The 15908-nt window shown below is 63.1% G+C and carries 18 protein-coding genes; all 18 read left to right on the top strand.

All coding sequences use genetic code 11. The annotated features are described in order from the left end of the window. Window positions 1-103 precede the first annotated feature (103 nt). The 18 genes from EI969_RS27430 to EI969_RS27345 all read left to right on the top strand — a co-directional run bounded on the left by EI969_RS27430 (window position 104) and on the right by EI969_RS27345 (window position 15729). On the top strand, window positions 104-2056 hold the full coding sequence (locus tag EI969_RS27430; RefSeq protein ID WP_160390468.1) for a YncE family protein: 1953 nt from the start codon (window positions 104-106) through the stop codon (window positions 2054-2056). A gap of 12 nt (window positions 2057-2068) precedes the next feature. Beyond that, window positions 2069-2725: an SCO family protein gene (locus EI969_RS27425; protein WP_160390467.1), complete on the top strand. Its 657-nt coding sequence runs from the start codon at window positions 2069-2071 to the stop codon at window positions 2723-2725. Beyond that, window positions 2722-3342: an SCO family protein gene (locus EI969_RS27420; RefSeq protein WP_160390466.1), complete on the top strand. Its 621-nt coding sequence runs from the start codon at window positions 2722-2724 to the stop codon at window positions 3340-3342. The genes EI969_RS27425 and EI969_RS27420 overlap by 4 nt, the downstream gene beginning before the upstream one ends. An 8-nt stretch (window positions 3343-3350) precedes the next feature. Beyond that, complete coding sequence (locus tag EI969_RS27415; protein ID WP_160390478.1) at window positions 3351-4901, top strand: ABC transporter substrate-binding protein; 1551 nt, start codon at window positions 3351-3353, stop codon at window positions 4899-4901. A 13-nt stretch (window positions 4902-4914) separates the two neighbouring features. Then, window positions 4915-5868, top strand: a complete 954-nt coding sequence (locus EI969_RS27410) for a peptidylprolyl isomerase (RefSeq protein ID WP_160390465.1) — start codon at window positions 4915-4917, stop codon at window positions 5866-5868. Window positions 5869-6092: 224 nt separating this feature from the next. Next, on the top strand, window positions 6093-6632 hold the full coding sequence (locus EI969_RS27405; RefSeq protein ID WP_160390464.1) for a response regulator: 540 nt from the start codon (window positions 6093-6095) through the stop codon (window positions 6630-6632). An 84-nt stretch (window positions 6633-6716) separates the two neighbouring features. Next, the gene (locus tag EI969_RS27400; protein ID WP_160390463.1) at window positions 6717-8423 is read left to right on the top strand and encodes a GspE/PulE family protein; all 1707 of its coding nucleotides are present in this window, start codon (window positions 6717-6719) and stop codon (window positions 8421-8423) included. Further along, a complete protein-coding gene (locus EI969_RS27395; RefSeq protein ID WP_160390462.1) occupies window positions 8404-9207 on the top strand; it encodes a hypothetical protein in 804 nt (267 codons plus the stop codon). The genes EI969_RS27400 and EI969_RS27395 overlap by 20 nt, the downstream gene beginning before the upstream one ends. A 1-nt stretch (window position 9208) precedes the next feature. Beyond that, entirely contained in the window at window positions 9209-9754 is a 546-nt protein-coding gene (locus EI969_RS27390) for a PilN domain-containing protein (protein WP_160390461.1), read from the top strand. Then, the gene (locus EI969_RS27385) at window positions 9741-10289 is read left to right on the top strand and encodes a GspMb/PilO family protein (RefSeq protein WP_160390460.1); all 549 of its coding nucleotides are present in this window, start codon (window positions 9741-9743) and stop codon (window positions 10287-10289) included. Before EI969_RS27390 ends, EI969_RS27385 begins: the two co-directional genes overlap by 14 nt. Then, window positions 10289-10804 carry a hypothetical protein gene (locus tag EI969_RS27380; protein WP_160390459.1) on the top strand — a complete coding sequence of 172 codons (516 nt, stop codon included), beginning with the start codon at window positions 10289-10291 and terminating at the stop codon, window positions 10802-10804. The genes EI969_RS27385 and EI969_RS27380 overlap by 1 nt, the downstream gene beginning before the upstream one ends. Further along, on the top strand, window positions 10801-12639 hold the full coding sequence (locus EI969_RS27375; protein WP_160390458.1) for a secretin N-terminal domain-containing protein: 1839 nt from the start codon (window positions 10801-10803) through the stop codon (window positions 12637-12639). The genes EI969_RS27380 and EI969_RS27375 overlap by 4 nt, the downstream gene beginning before the upstream one ends. Before the next feature lie 2 nt (window positions 12640-12641). Beyond that, window positions 12642-13115 (top strand): type II secretion system protein, encoded by a 474-nt coding sequence (locus tag EI969_RS27370; RefSeq protein WP_150718819.1) that lies wholly within the window; start codon window positions 12642-12644, stop codon window positions 13113-13115. Between the two features lie 4 nt (window positions 13116-13119). Beyond that, entirely contained in the window at window positions 13120-13494 is a 375-nt protein-coding gene (locus EI969_RS27365; protein ID WP_160390457.1) for a type II secretion system protein, read from the top strand. Continuing rightward, complete coding sequence (locus tag EI969_RS27360) at window positions 13469-14008, top strand: type II secretion system protein (protein WP_160390456.1); 540 nt, start codon at window positions 13469-13471, stop codon at window positions 14006-14008. The genes EI969_RS27365 and EI969_RS27360 overlap by 26 nt, the downstream gene beginning before the upstream one ends. A 29-nt stretch (window positions 14009-14037) precedes the next feature. Continuing rightward, on the top strand, window positions 14038-14397 hold the full coding sequence (gene csgE / locus EI969_RS27355) for a curli production assembly/transport protein CsgE (RefSeq protein WP_256678373.1): 360 nt from the start codon (window positions 14038-14040) through the stop codon (window positions 14395-14397). Further along, window positions 14394-14834 carry a curli assembly protein CsgF gene (locus EI969_RS27350; protein ID WP_160390454.1) on the top strand — a complete coding sequence of 147 codons (441 nt, stop codon included), beginning with the start codon at window positions 14394-14396 and terminating at the stop codon, window positions 14832-14834. The genes csgE and EI969_RS27350 overlap by 4 nt, the downstream gene beginning before the upstream one ends. A gap of 31 nt (window positions 14835-14865) precedes the next feature. Further along, a complete protein-coding gene (locus tag EI969_RS27345) occupies window positions 14866-15729 on the top strand; it encodes a CsgG/HfaB family protein (RefSeq protein ID WP_160390453.1) in 864 nt (287 codons plus the stop codon). The last annotated feature ends 179 nt before the right edge of the window (window positions 15730-15908 follow it).

Genomic DNA, 15908 nt, shown 5'->3' with positions numbered 1-15908 from the left:
CGACTGATAGGCAGTCATCGCGAGCAAGCTCGCTCCCACAAAGGCACCTCGAAGCACGGGTGCCAGACAAGGCAGGCACAGATCTGTAAAGAGGAGATGCGACATGGACAGGACCATCAAATTCATTGGCAGCGCACTGATCGTCGGGATGGCGCTGATCTGGATCGGCGTGTGGCGGACCGCGCCGGCGAGCATGCTCAGCGATGTCCCCTTGCCCGATACCTGGAGCAACCGGACGCTGGAGCGTGACGGAATCACCGTGGTCCTTGATGTGAAGCCGCTGGCCGAGGACGGCGTGTTGCGTGAGGGCGGCTTTGCCGACGTGCAATTTCGCGTGACCGACAAAGCCTCGGGCCAACCCTTGTCCGGCGTCGCGCCGGGTGCCTGGCTCGACCCGGAAGCGGTCGCCGCCGACCAGGCCCAGGGCCGTGACAAGAGCTGCAAGTCGCGGGTCGGCACGTTCCTCAAATCGAACATCGGCGCACGCCCCTTGCTCGATCTCAACAGCTACTTCCTGCTGGTGATGAGCCGCGATGCCAGCGTCTCGGTGGTCGACCCGTCGGTGTCCGTCGGCGGTATCACCAGCACCCTGGCGCGGATTGAACTGAAACAACCGCCGATGGACTGGGTGACGCCCAAGGACAACAAACGGGTGTTTGTCTCGATGCCCACCGCCGGCGAAGTGGCGGTGATCGACAGTGAACAGTTCAAGGTGATCGACTCGGTAGCGGCCGGCAGCAATCCGGTGCGCGTGGCCCTGCAACCGGACGAACGTCTGCTGTGGGTCGGCAACAATGGCGCGAAGGACGGGCAGTCCGGGGTCACGGTGATCGATACCGCCAGCCTCAAACCCCTCAAGCACCTGGCCACCGGGGCCGGGCACCACGAAATCGCGTTCAGCAAGGACAGCCGTTTTGCCTTTGTCAGCAACCGCGACGACGGCACCCTGAGCATCGTCGACATCGTCAGCCTGAGCATCGGCAAACAACTCAAGACCGGTTCACACCCGTTGTCGGTGACGTATTCGCCGCTGTCCGGGGCCGCCTATGTGGTCGATGGCAAGGACGGCACGGTGACCGTGGTCGACGGCAACAGCCAGTCGGTGCGCCGGGTGATCAAGCTCAAAGAGGGATTGGGCCCGATGGGCTTCAGCGCCGACGGTCGTTTCGGCATCGTGCTCAACACGCTGGAGAACCAGGCCGCGGTGATCGATACCGCCAACGACGCATTGATCCATGAACTGAGCGTCTCCGCCGAACCCTATCAAGTGGTGTTCACCAAGGCCTATGCCTATGTGCGCGGGCTGGCTTCGCCGAAAGTCACGATGATCAACCTGGCCTCCCTCGGCGCGGGCCGCACGCCGATCATCCAGGGTTTCGAGGCCGGCCCCCAGGCACCGCGAATGGCCGGTGATCTGCCGCTGGCGTCAAGCCTGGCGGTGTCGCGCGACGACAACGCGGTGTTCGTGGTCAACCCGGTGGACAACACCACCTACTTCTACGCCGAAGGCATGAACGCGCCGATGTCCGGTTACCCCAATCGCGGGCAAGTGGCGCGGGCGGCGCTGGTGATTGACCGCAGCCTGCGGGAAATCGAGCCGGGGCTGTACAGCTCGCGGGTCAAGCTGCCGGCGGCGGGGCGTTTCGACGTGGCGTTCCTGCTCAACCAACCGAACATCATCCACTGCTTCAGCACCCAGGTAGAGGCCGACAACAACCTCGATCAACGCCGTGGGGTGCCGAAAGTGGAGTTCATGCTCGACAAGTCCACCGCCGACCTGGGCAGCCCGTACGTGGTGCGTTTCCGCATCGTCGAGGGCAAGCAGAAGGCGCAGCGCAGCGGGGTCAAGGATGTGCAGGTGCGCTACTTCCGCGCGCCGACGTCGCGCCCGCAGGAGGTTGCCGCCCTGGAAGTCGCCGACGGCGTCTATGAAGCCCCGGTGACCCTCGATCAGGACGGTGCCTGGTACCTGCACGTGCGGGCGGCGTCCCTGGGCTCGAGTTTCGATGACAAGACCTTTGCCAGCGTTCGGGTGATACCCGGCGATACCCAGTAAGAGGAAACTGACATGAACCGATTTGCACATCGAAGCTTGCTGACGTTCTGCCTGTTGGCCATCGGTATCGGCCAGGCGCTGGCCCACTCGGAGGATGAACACGCCGGGCACGACATGGGGGCCAAAAAGGCCGGCACCGAGACTGCCCGGATCAAGTTTGCCGACGTGGCCCTGCTGGACCAGAACGGCAAGGTCGTCAGCCTGGAAAAGGACCTGGTGGGCGACAAGATCGTGGTCATGGGTTTCATCTACACCAGCTGCACCACGGTCTGCCCGGTGGTGTCCTCGATCATGGGCAAAGTGCAAAAACAGCTGGGTGCGCGGGTCGGCACCGAGGTGCAACTGGTGTCGATCAGCATCGACCCGCAGCGTGACGATCCCCAGCGCCTGAACGACTACGCCCGCACCTTCCAGCAGGGGCCGGGCTGGAGCTGGCTGACCGGTTCGCCGCAGTCGGTCAATGCCACCCTCAAGGGCCTGGGCGCCTACAGCGGGGACTTCAAGAACCACTCGCCGCTGATTCTGGTGGGCGACGGCAACAACCGTTTCTGGACCCGCTACTACGGTTTCACCGACCCGACGGAACTGGCCCGGGCCGTCGAGAAGCTCAGCGGTGAACGCAACGCCCACGCCAAGCACACCGCCATCGCCATGGAGCAGCAGCCATGAGAGCCATCGACTGGATCGCCCTGAGTGTCTGCTTCTGCATTTTCGGTTCAGTGGCGTTTGCCCACGAAGGGCATCAACAGGCCGCGCCTGCGCTGGCCGCCGCGCCGCCTTCCACCGGCACCCACGACGCACAAACCTGGTTCACCGACACGCCGTTGCAGGACCAGAACGGCAACACGCTGCGCTTCTACAGCGACGCATTGAAGGACCGCGTGGTGCTGCTCAATGTGATTTTCACCAGTTGCAACGATGCTTGCCCGCTGATTACCCGCAAGCTCAAGGAAGTGCGTGAAGTGCTCGGCGACAAGGCCGACGGCATCACCTTTATCTCCCTTACCAGTGATCCGCTGCGGGACACCCCGGCGGTACTCAAGGCTTACACCTTGAAACAGGGCGTCGACGAGCCCCACTGGTTTTTTCTTACCGGCGACAAGGCGCAAATGGACCTCGTATTGGGTCGCATCGGTCAGATCGTGCCGACTCCCGAGCAGCACTCCACCCAGTTGATCGTCGGTGACGTGGCGAACAAGCGCTGGAGCAAAATCCGTCCCGATGCCCCGGCCGCCGCCATTGCCCAGCGCTTGCAGCTGCTGACAATGCCCGTGGCGGAGCGCTAGCCATGGCCATCAATACCGCCCTCGTCCTTGGCCTGCTGCTCCTGGGCGGTTTCACGCTCAGCGTCCAGGCGCTGCCGCTGAGTCTCAGCGAAAGTGCCGGCAAGCGCTTGTACCGCGAAGGAGTGTCGGCCAGCGGCGAGCCGATCATGGCCCGGGTCGGCGCCTCGAACATGGTGCTGCCGGCAACCAGCCTGCCGTGTGCCAATTGTCATGGCGAAGATGGCCTGGGGCGCCCGGAAGGCGGGGTGCGACCGCCGGACCTGAGTTGGACGCGACTGGCCAGCCGGCATGGCCAGCAGCACATCAACGGGCGCAGTTATCCGGCCTACAACGACAGCACCCTGGCGCGGGCGGTGCAGCAGGGGCGCGACCCCGGCAACAACCGGCTCGATCCGACGATGCCACGGTTCGTCTTGTCGATGAATGATCAGCGCAACCTCACGGCGTACCTCAAGCGCCTGGCCGAGGACCGCGATCCGGGCCTGACCCCCGAGAGCCTGCACCTGGGCACGATGTTGCCGGGCAGCGGGCCATTGAGCGAGGAGGGCGCCACGGTGGCGGCGGTGCTCAAGGGCTGCGTGGCGCGGATCAACGAGACGGGGGGGATTCATGGCCGGCAATTGCAGCTGACCATCCTCGACCCCGGTACCGACCGTGCCAGTGCCGAACAGGCGCTGGATCGCTTGATCGATGAAGTGCAGGTGTTCGCCCTGATCGCGCCGCTGGCGCCGGCATTGGGCGCGGACCTTTCCATGCGCCTGGAAAAGGCCGGCATCCCGCTGATCGGGCCGCTGTCGCTGCAAGGCACGCCCCACACCAGCCCGCAGATATTCGAACCGCTGCCGGGGCTTCGCGAGCAATTGATCGCCCTGGCCGATTACGCCGGTGCCAGCCTGCGGGTGCTGCAGGGGCCGACGCTGATCACCTATCCCGACGAAGCCGGCCAACGGCTGGCGGCACAGGAGCTCAGCCAGTATTTGCTCGGGCACGCCTGGCAAAAGGTGCGCCTGCAAGCCTACGACCCGAGCGGGGATGATTTGCCCCTGGGATCGCGCTCGGTGTTTTACCTGGGCAGCAGCAGCGGCTTCAGCCGCCTGGCCGAACGTCTGCAAACGGCGGGGCAGGTGCCTTACCTGTTCGCCACCTCGAACCAGGTGGCGGGCAATCTGATGCAAGTGCCCAGCGGATTTTCCCGGCGGGTGTTCCTCGCCTATCCGTTCGTGCCCAGCGACTGGACCCTGGCCGGGCGCCTGGCCCTGACCCAATTGCGCGAACACCAGGGCCTCGGCAGCCAGCACGCAGTACTGCAAGTGGGCGCGTTCAGTTCGATGATGTTGCTCAGCGAAGGCATGAAGCAGGCCGGGCGCGATGCCAGCCGCGAAAAGCTGGTCAGTGCCCTGGAAGGCCTGCATGACTTCGATACCGGACTGACGCCACTGATGAATTTCGGCCCCGGCCGGCGCCTGGGCTTGAGCGGTGCCCATATCGTTACGGTGGATCTGCCCGACCAGCGTTTCTATCTGGTCGCCCCCTATAAACCCGTCGCTGCGACGCCCTGACCGGAGGCTGATCATGAGACTCGACACATTGCTGGTCCTGCTGGCGTTATGGGTGCCCGTGGCGTGGTGCAGCAATGACCCGGCTGCGGCGCGGGTCAATGGCGAGGAAATTTCCCAGCTGCGCCTGGAGCGCTATTTCGCCGAATACCTGGAGGATCAGGGCCGGGCGGTAGGCAGCATCCGCAACCCGAAAGCCTACAAGCAACTGCGCAAGGCCGCGCTGGATGCCTTGATCGACCGCGAATTGTTGTGGCAGGAAGCCGTCAAGCGCGGCGTGGTGATCAGTGATGCCGTGGTCAAGGACCAGGTCGACCAGACCCGTCAGGCCATGGGCGGTGCCGAGGTGTTTGCCCGGCGTCTTGAGGATGCCGGTTTCGACGAAGCCGGCTACATCGAATACACCCGCCGCGAACTGGCGGCCCGGCAGGTGTTCAATGACCTCACCCAGGCGAGCGAGCCGGACGAAAAACAGGTCCGGGCGTTCTACGAAGAGCACGGTGACCAGATGAACCGGCCCGAAGAAGTGCGGGCCCGGCATATCCTGGTCAAGGTGGCGCCCGATGCAGACGCTTCCACTGTCGAGGCCGCGCGGCTACGCTTGATCGCGATGAAGGACTCCATCGATGCCGGGGCCGATTTCGCCAGCGTTGCCCGTAGCGGCTCCGAAGATGCGTCGGCCAGCGATGGTGGCGACCTGGGCTACTTTCCCCGCGGACGAATGCTGCCGGAGTTCGAGGCTGTCGCGTTTGCCCTGGCACCGGGGGCCGTCAGCGAACCGGTGCGTACGCCGGTGGGCTGGCATTTGATTCTTTTGGAGAACCACATGGAAGCGACCAATGTCCCAGAAGAGCAAGGACTTGACATGGTTCGGGCCTACCTTGGCCGGCAACAACAGGTCCAGGCTCGCTTGCAGGCATTGGCGCAATTACGCTCGCGCAATCGAATCGAGCGGATTGACGATGAATAGGGGATTTCCCCGAAAGTGGGGAAAAAACGTCAATGCCCATTCGATCGCTTTCCCCGTGTTTGGGGAATGGGATAGCGGTATGAAAAAGGCATTGTTTTTAAATTCAAGGACATGAAGACCTAAAATTACCGGCGCTCAGTCTGGCATGAAGTGTGCGTTAGTCCTCTCAGGGCACGCACTCTGCCAGGTTCAAAACCCGGACCTGCGGTTTCAAGGAGTCGACCTTGTTAAACAAAATACTGGTTGTTGATGACGAACAGCTGCTGGCGGAAAACCTCCAGGGTTACCTGCAGGCGCAAGCGCTGGATGTCCGGATTGCTCACGACGGTGCACACGGGATCGCCGAAGCTGACGATTTCGCACCCGATGTGATGGTGTTCGATTACCGCTTGCCCGATATGGAAGGCTTTCAGGTGCTCGATGCCGTCCGCCAGAACAGGAAGTGCCATTTTGTGCTGATCACAGGGCATCCAACCGCAGAAGTCTGCGAGCGGGCCCGGCTACTGGGAGTCAGCCATATCCTGTTCAAACCCTTTCCGTTGGCGGAATTGGCCCGTGCAGTGAATGATCTTCTAGGCAGGCAGCGCGAGCCCAGAGCGAACGTGGGAGTGAGCACTTCCGAAGGATTCGTCGAACGACGCCAGAGCAGGACCGAGAGTTTCCCGCTGCAGTTGTACGACGGAAGTTGGGTGCTTGCAGATCGCCGAAAAAATCCATCGGCCTCCATGGCACCAGACGACGAACAATTGCTCACCGGGGAGTAGTGGCGCGACAAGACGTTCCGGCTTCTGCCGAAACTGCTCGCCGCGCCGACAGGGCTCAAAGCCCCGGGCGTTGGAGAGCAAGCCATGGACCGTCTATCCCTTGCCGTAGAACCGGCGCAAGTGGAATGTGTACCGACTCGTTTTACCAGTGAACAACTGTCCCAGGCCCGAGCCCTGGCCACCAGTTCCGGCGCGCGGATGCTGGACACCCTCGGGGAGTTGAGTGCACTGGCGCCCATGCCTTTCATCCAGTGCCTGGGTGTAACCCTGCACTACCCGGTGCTCGACACCGACAGCCTGTTCAGTGCCACCCCGGTGTTCGACCGGGTGACCCTGGCCCAATGCCTCAAGCGCGAATTCATCCTGCTGCGTCACGACGATGCGGTCATTGGCGTGTTCGCCGACCCCTTCGACAGCGCACGCCTGGCCTGGATCGATGAATGCCTGCACGGCGCGCCGCTCTATCTGGTGCACGCCGACGACCTGAAGGCCTACCTGGCGCGCCACGAAGAAAGTTTCCATGCGGTGGAATCGCTCAACGCCCAGGCCGAGGGCGGCACCGAAATCGATACCCTGCAAAGCCTGTCCCTGACCAGCATCAGCGAAGACTCCAGCGTGGTGGTCAAACTCGTCAACTCGACCCTGTACGACGCACTGAAAATGCACGCCAGCGACATCCACCTCGGCACCACCGGCAGCGGCCTGGTGATCAAGTACCGGATCGACGGCGTGCTCAACAATATCAGCAAGATCCAGGGCAACGAGTTCGCCGAGCAGGTGATTTCCCGGGTCAAGGTCATGGCCGAGCTGGACATCGGCGAAAAACGCGTGCCCCAGGACGGTCGTTTCAAAGTCGGCATCAGCGGTCGGCAGATCGACTTCCGGGTCTCGATCATGCCGAGCATCTTCGGCGAAGACGCGGTGCTGCGGGTTCTCGACAAACAGGACCTCGCCGACAAGGTCTGCGGCGTGCAACTGCAAGCCCTGGGCTTTGAAGAAGAAACCCTGCGCCAGCTGCGCCGGCTGGCCGCCGAACCCTACGGCATGGTGCTGGTGACCGGGCCTACCGGCAGCGGCAAGACCACCACCCTGTACGCGATGATCACCGAGATCAACCACGGCGTGGACAAGATCATCACCATTGAAGACCCGGTGGAGTATCAACTGCCGGGCGTGCTGCAAATCCCGGTCAACGAGAAAAAGGGCCTGACCTTCGCCCGGGGCCTGCGCTCGATCCTGCGTCACGACCCGGACAAGATCATGGTCGGTGAAATCCGCGACCCGGACACCGCACAGATCGCCGTGCAATCGGCGCTCACCGGTCACCTGGTGTTCACCACCATCCACGCCAACAACGTGTTCGACGTGATCGGCCGATTCACCCAGATGGAAATCGACCCCTACAGCCTGGTCTCGGCACTCAATGCCGTGCTGGCCCAGCGCTTGATCCGCCTGGTCTGCACCAGTTGCAGCGCGCCTTACAGCCCGACCGAAGAAGAGCTTGAAGTCTCGGGGCTCGATCCACAAAAGGTCGCGCACTTCCAGTTCGTCCACGGCAAGGGCTGCGGGCATTGCCGGGGCACCGGCTATCGCGGGCGCAGTGCGATTGCCGAGCTGCTGCACCTGGACGACGAGCTGCGGCAGATGATCGTCGAGCGCCAACCGATTTCGAAAATCAAGGCCCATGCCTGCAAGCGTGGCTTGCGCCTGTTGCGCGAGTCGGCGCTGGAGCTGGTGGAACAAGGCCGGACCACTCTCGAGGAGATCAATCGTGTCACTTTTATCTCGTGAGCAATTTGTCGCCGTGCTCGGCGCCAGCGGTGTTGGCCTGGGGCATCGGCAAGGCAGTGCAACCCACTGGCTGGGCAGCGTCGGCTACATCGACGAAGGCTTCCAGGCCTGGACGGTGGCCCTCGACACCCTCGACCGTTTGCTGGCCGAACACGCCGTTGCCAGGGCGGAACTGACCGTGGTCATCTCCGGGCACTTCAGTCGCTATTGCCTGGTGCCCTGGAGCGATCAGATCAGCAGCCCGGCCGAGCTGCAGGGCTTTGCCCAACTGTGTTTCGAAGACCTCTACGGTGCGCCGACGCAACCCTGGAGCCTGGTGCTTTCGGCGGAACCTGCCGGTTACGACCGCATCGCCACCGCGCTGCCACAGGACTTGCTCGACCGCCTGCGCGCCCTGGTCAGCGCTCGCGGCTTGCGCCTGCGTTCGGTGCAACCTTACCTGATGGCGGCGTTCAACCATTTCGATAACAGCCTGGATGCCGGTGACTTCCTGTTCGTGGTCGCCGAGCCGGTACGCAGTGTGTTGCTGCTGGCCCGGGAAGGGCACTGGACCTCGGTGCGTTCGGTGGGCAGCAGCGACAGCGATGCTGCGCTGACCGCGCTGATCGGCCGGGAAAGCCAGTTGCAGGCCTCCACCAGCGAACGGCCGTTGACCGTCTACCTGCATGCGCCGGCGCGCATCGATTCGCAACCCGACGTACCCGGTGTGCACCTGCGCACCCTTGAAGAAGACCGGACAGCCGTACGCGATAGCCTGTACGTCATGTCTCGGGCGGTGGCCTGACATGCGCCCCCTGATGCTCGACTTTCAGCCGCGCCGCCGTGCCGGTCCCCTGGGCTGGAGCCTGCTGGCCGGTGGCGTGGTGCTGACCCTGAGTTGCGCTCTGGTGCAGCAGCACCTGAGCAGCGAGGCCGAACAGCAGCAAGGCCACCTGCAAACCACCCAGCGGGTGCTCACCGGCGACAACGGCAGCAAGCCCGGCCTGACCCCGGCGGAGACCCGCGAGCAGGCGCAGAACCTGGCCGAAATGCGCAAGGTCTCCCAGCAGCTGCGCCGCCCCTGGGAACGCCTGTTCGCCACCCTCGAAGCGATGCCTAGGGACAACATAGCCCTGCTGACCCTGACCCCGGACGCCCGAAAAGGCCAGGTGCGGATCAGCGCCGAGGCGATGGATCTCGACGCCATGCTCGATTTCCACCGCCGCCTCGAAGCCAGCGACGAGCTGTCCGACGTGTCGCTGCTGAGCCACGAAATTGTCGCCAACGTGCCGGAACACCCGGTGCAGTTCAACCTGTCGGCTACCTGGGAGATCGGCGATGCAACTCCATAAATTGATCGTCCACGAATACCTGCAAGGCCTTGGCGTTCCAGGGCTGGCAGGGATGGGCATGCTGGTGCTGGCACTGAGCTATGGCCTGGTCGGGTTGCTGCCGGACTGGCAGTCGCTGCAAAGCCTCAGCCAGCAGACCCGCGACGCCAGCGAATACCTGGCCCGGGTCGAAGACGGCAGCGTGGCCGCACCGGTGGTGCCGCAGCGCCAGCTCGACGACTTCCGCAGCAAGTTGCCGTCCCAGCCCCAGGCCACTGTGGCCATCGACAAGATCTACGCGCTGGCGGCCCAGGAACGCATCACCTTGTCCCGGGGTGAATACTCCCTTGGCGTGGACCCCAAGACGCACCTGGCCCGTTATCAGATTCTGCTGCCGGTGCGCGGCAGCTATCCGCAACTGCGGCGCTTCCTGCACGCCTTGCTCGGCCAGTTGCCGGCGGTGGTGCTCGAGGACGTCGAGCTGCAACGCAAGAAGATCGCCGATACCGACCTGACCGGGCGGATCCGCATGACCCTTTACCTGTCGAGGTCATGATGAATACCAAGCGAGTGGTGGGTTGGGTGGCGTTCTTCGGCGTAGCGGCAGCGCTCGCCTGGGTCCCCGAATATTTCAAACAGGCTGACGATGGCGACCCTGCGGTGGCCGTCGTGGTCGCGCCAGCCAAAGGCAAGACCCCGGGCGCGGCGGCTGCATCGAGCGCCGCGGCGGTAATGCCGATCAAGGATCTGAGCCCGGCAGGCGACCTGTTCGCCTCCCGCAGCTGGAAACCGGCGCCGGTCCTCGGCACCGTCATCGAACAACCGGTCGCCGTGACTCCAGAGGTGCAAGTCCCCACTGCACCGCCGTTGCCCTTCCAGTTTGTTGGCAGGCTGGCTGACCGTTCCGATCTGCAGGTGTTTTTGCAGGACGGCGAAAAAATATACGTCGTACGCAAGGGGGATGTCATCGACGAAACCTGGCGGATCGAGCGGATTTCCGATGTGGAAATGAGCGTGGTCTACCTGCCGCTGCATCTAGCTCAGACTTTGTCTGTGGGGAGTACGGAATGAACAAATCCCGTTTGCTGATGAGCCTTTGTCTCTGCGCAGGGCTGGCTGCCTGCAGTTCGGCGCAGACGGCCAAGGACGAAGCTTCCGCCCTGATGGAATCAGGCCAGTATGAAGCCGGGCTGGCCCGCATCCAACAGGGGTTGAGCGAGAACCCTCGCGATACCGATCTGCACATAGCGCTCAACAGTGGTCGGGCCCGCGCCGTGACGGCGCTGCTGACCCAGGCCGACATGGACCGCGCCCAGCGTAATTTCGCCGGGGCCCGCATGTCCTACAGCCGGGTCCTGGGCATCGAGCCGAACAACCGTCGTGCCCAGGACTCCCTGCGCCAACTCGACTACCTGCGCAGCATGGACGAGAAACTCGAAATGGCCCGTGGCGACCTGCGTCGCGGTGACATCTACGGTGCCGACCGCCAGGTCAAACAGATTCTCGAACTGGACCCGCAAAACGAGGGTGCCCGGGAACTGCAAGACAACATCCGCCTGGTGCAGAGCCGCAACGTGGTGCAATACCCACAGCTGCGTACCCGCCTGGACCGGCCGGTGACCCTGGAGTTTCGTGACGCCAACCTCAAGACCATTTTCGAAGTGCTGTCCCAGGTCGCCGGCCTGAACTTCATCTTCGACAAGGACCTGCGCCCGGACATGAAAGCCACGATCTTCGTGCGCGATGTGCGCATCGAAGACGCCGTGGATCTGCTGCTGCAACAGAACCAGCTGCACCAGAAAGTGGTGAACGAAAACACCTTGCTGATCTACCCGGACTCGCCGCAGAAGCTCAAGGATTACCAGGAGCTGGTGATGCGCACCTTCTACCTGACGAGCATCGATGCCAACACCGCGCTGAACATGATCAAGACCATGCTCAAGACCCGCGACGTGTTCGTCGATGAACGCCTCAATACCCTGACCATGCGCGACACCGGCGACGCGATCCGCATGGCGGAAAAACTCCTGCAATCGCAGGACCAGTCCAACCCCGAGGTGGTGCTGGAAGTGGAAGTGATGGAAGTCGCCCGCCAACGCATTCTCGACCTTGGCCTGCAATGGCCCAACACCTTCGGCGTGATCAACAGCGACGGTTCGCCCGTGTCGATTCTCGATCAGCTCAAAGGCATCGACTCCAGCCGGATCGCCTTCACGCCATCGCCCCAGGCCAAGATCAACGCCCAGGACAAAGACATCAACACCCTGGCCAGCCCGGTGATCCGGGTGAGCAACCGCGAACAGGCACGCATCCACATCGGTCAGCGCGTGCCGATCATCAGCGCCACGTCGGTGCCTTCGACCCAGGGCCCGGTGATCACCGAAAGCGTGACCTACCTCGACGTCGGTCTGAAGCTTGAAGTGCAGCCCATCGTGCACCTGAACAACGAAGTGGCGATCAAGGTCGCGCTGGAAGTCAGCAACGCCACGCCGCTGGCGCCGACCCCTCAGGGCACCATTCCGGTCCAGGTCGATACCCGCAACGCCCAGACCACCCTGCGCCTGCATGATGGCGAAACCCAGATCCTCGCAGGCCTGGTGCGCAACGACCATGGCAGCAGCGGCAACAAGATCCCGGGCCTTGGCGACATTCCTGGCCTGGGCCGCCTGTTCGGCAGCAACAAGGATGACATCAGCAAATCCGAACTGGTGCTGTCGATCACCCCGCGGATCGTGCGCAACCTGCCGTACCAGAGCCCGTCGGACATGGAATTCCCGACCGGCACCGAAACCAGCATGCACATCCAGGCGCCCGACCGTTCGATGAGCACGACGGTTCAGACCACCCCGGTGATTAACCCCATGAACGCACCGATCGCCACCACCGTTACCGTCGGGAAGCCTTGATCATGAACGCCTCGCAACGCGGTTTTACCCTGATCGAAGTCGTGGTGACGCTCGCCCTGGTCGGCCTGTTGGCCGGCATGGCCGCACCGCTGACCGAGACGGTGGTGCGCCGGGGCAAGGAGCAGGATCTGCGGACCGCGCTGTACCAGATCCGCGACGGCATCGACGCCTACAAACGCGCCTTCGACGCCGGCTACATCGAGAAGTCGCTCGACAGCACCGGCTACCCGCCGAACCTCAAGGTGCTGGTCGAGGGTGTGCGTGACGTGCGCAGCGCCAAGGGGGCCAAGTTCTACTTCATGCGGCGCATCCCCCGTGACCCGCTGGCAACCGTCAAGCGTGACGACGAGGGTGGCTGGGGCCTGCGTGCCTATGACAGTTCCGCTGAGAACCCGCGCGAGGGCAAGGACGTCTTCGACGTCTACTCCAAGGCCCGGGGCAAGGGTCTCAACGGCATCGCCTACCGGGAGTGGTGAACATATGCGCCGGCAAAAGGGTTTTACCCTGTTGGAACTGATGGTGGTCATGGCAATCATCGCGACCCTGATGACGATCGCCATGCCACGTTACTTCACCAGCCTCGAGGCCTCCAGGGAGACCACGCTGCGCCAGAGCCTGTCGGCCATGCGCGAGGCGCTGGATCACTACTACGGGGACACCGGGCGTTATCCCGACTCCATCGAGCAACTGGTCGAGCTGCGCTACCTGCGCAGCCAGCCGCTGGACCCGATTGCCGAGCGCAAGGACACCTGGGTCATGGTCGCGCCACCGGAAGGCGTGGCGGGCGGGGTGGCCGATATCAAGAGTGGTGCCAGCGGGAGGGCGCGTGATGGCAGCCTCTACTCCGAGTGGTAAGCCTGCGGGCCAGGACGGCTTCACCTACCTGGGTGTGCTGTTCCTGATCGTCGTGATGGGCATGGGCCTGGCCAGTGCCGGTGAGCTGTGGGCCACCGCTTCACGCCGGGACCGGGAAAACCAGTTGCTCTGGGTCGGTACGCAGTATGCCCAGGCGCTGCGCAGCTATTACCGCAGCTCGCCAGGTGTCGCGCTGTACCCGAAAGAACTCGCGGACCTGTTGCAGGACGAGCGCTTTCCGTCGGCCAAACACCATATCCGCAAGCTGTACGCGGAGCCGATGACGGGGGGCGAATGGGAACTGATGCGCGGTGTCGACGGACGGATCAGCGGAGTGTATTGCCCCTCCACGGAGAAGCCGCTCAAGCAGGTGAACTTTCCCAGCCAGTGGTCGGACTTCGACGGCATGGCCAGCTACAAGGATTGGCAGTTCGTGGCCGAGAAAGCCTTCCTCGATGACTCCAACGGACAGCCCAAGGCACAGTCCACCGCACCTGAGGCATTGCAGCCTTGAACCGGCACTGGCTGGCGGCACTGGTGCTGATGCTGGTGGCGAGCTTCGCTTCGGCAGCAGAAGAAGACGAGATGCTGGGGTTCATCATCGACGACACGATTTCGCACATCGGCCATGACTTCTACTACTCGTTCAGTGAACGCCTGCGTGCCACCAGCCCGATGGATTTCAACCTGGTGGTGCGGGAAAGACCTTCGGCGCGCTGGGGCAGCCTGGTGACCGTGGAGTTTCAGCAACGCCTGGTTTATCGGCGCTTCCTGCCGCCGAACACCGTGGAGTTGAAAGACGAGGCCTATGCGGCTGCCGACCAGGTTCGCCTGCAGATCGTGCAGCGCAAGCTGGAAGCCTTGTTGCAGGACACCACCGACCTTGAGAGGGACGAACTATGAAGGAAACAACTGTCGGCAAGCGTACGGGACTGTGGTTGCTCGGGCTCTGGTTTGCCGGGGCGGGCAGCAGCGGCCTGGTCCAGGCCACGGAACTGGTCTACACGCCCATCAACCCCTCGTTCGGCGGCAACCCGTTGAACGGCACCTGGCTGCTCAACAACGCCCAGGCGCAGAACGACTACGACGATCCCGATCTGAAAGACCGTACCACTGTGGCCGGCACTTCGGCGCTGGAACGGTTTACCAGTCAGTTGCAATCGCGGTTGCTGGGGCAACTGCTGGACAACATCTCGACGGGCAACACCGGGAGTCTGTCGACTGACGCCTTTATCGTCGACGTCATCGACGACTCCGGGGCATTGACGATCAATGTGACCGACCGGGTAACCGGTGAAGTTTCGGAGATCCAGGTAAACGGCATCACCACCACCCCTTGACGGGGACATGGGCCGATGGGGAGTTACGGACATGAAAAGAATAATTGTGCTAGGGATGCTGTTGGCAGCGCTTTGCGGCTGTGGTCTGCGTGAACCGATGTCCGCCGAGCAGGACACTGAAACGCCGACCCTGACCCCCAGGGCGTCGACCTATTACGACTTGTTGAGCATGCCACGGCCCAAGGGCAAGTTGATGGCAGTGGTGTACGGTTTCCGCGACCAGACCGGGCAATACAAGCCAACCCCGGCCAGTTCGTTTTCCACCAGCGTGACCCAGGGCGCGGCCAGCATGTTGATGGACGCCTTGCAGGCCAGTGGCTGGTTCGTGGTGCTGGAGCGTGAAGGGCTGCAGAACCTGTTGACCGAGCGCAAGATCATCCGCGCCTCGCAAAAGAAACCCAATACCCCGGTGAACATCCTGGGTGAGCTGCCGCCGCTGCAGGCGGCGAACATGATGCTCGAAGGCGGGATCATCGCCTACGACACCAACGTGCGCAGTGGCGGGGAAGGGGCGCGCTACCTGGGCATCGACATTTCCCGTGAGTATCGCGTGGATCAGGTCACGGTGAACCTGCGGGCGGTGGACGTGCGCAGCGGGCAGGTGTTGGCCAACGTGATGACCAGCAAGACCATCTACTCGGTCGCTCGCAGTGCCGGGGTGTTCAAGTTCATCGAGTTCAAGAAGCTGCTTGAGGCTGAGGTTGGCTATACCACCAACGAGCCGGCGCAGTTGTGTGTGTTGTCGGCGATCGAGTCGGCGGTGGGGCATTTGCTGGCGCAGGGGATCGAGCGGCGGTTGTGGCAGGTGGCGGGGGATAATTCTCAGCCTGCACCGAACGAGACGCTGGAGCGGTATCTGACGCAGAACAAGGTGGATCCGGAGAGTTCGCAGTGAGTCCGGTTTTTGGCCTTGGCGGCCTTCGGGCCTCCCCTGATGTACCCGATCAAATTGTGGGAGCGAGCCTGCTCGCGAAGGCGGCCACGTAGCCGAGCGAAAATTTTGCAGATGTACTCAGTACCTGTGGGAGCGGGCTTGCCCGCGATGGCGGCCACGTAGCCGACAAATATCTACCT

Origin of the sequence: Pseudomonas sp. PB101 (assembly GCF_009764265.1) — a bacterium.
Lineage (GTDB): Bacteria > Pseudomonadota > Gammaproteobacteria > Pseudomonadales > Pseudomonadaceae > Aquipseudomonas.
The sequence above is the reverse complement of the archived record's forward strand: the minus strand, read 5'-3'. Positions and strand labels throughout refer to the sequence as shown.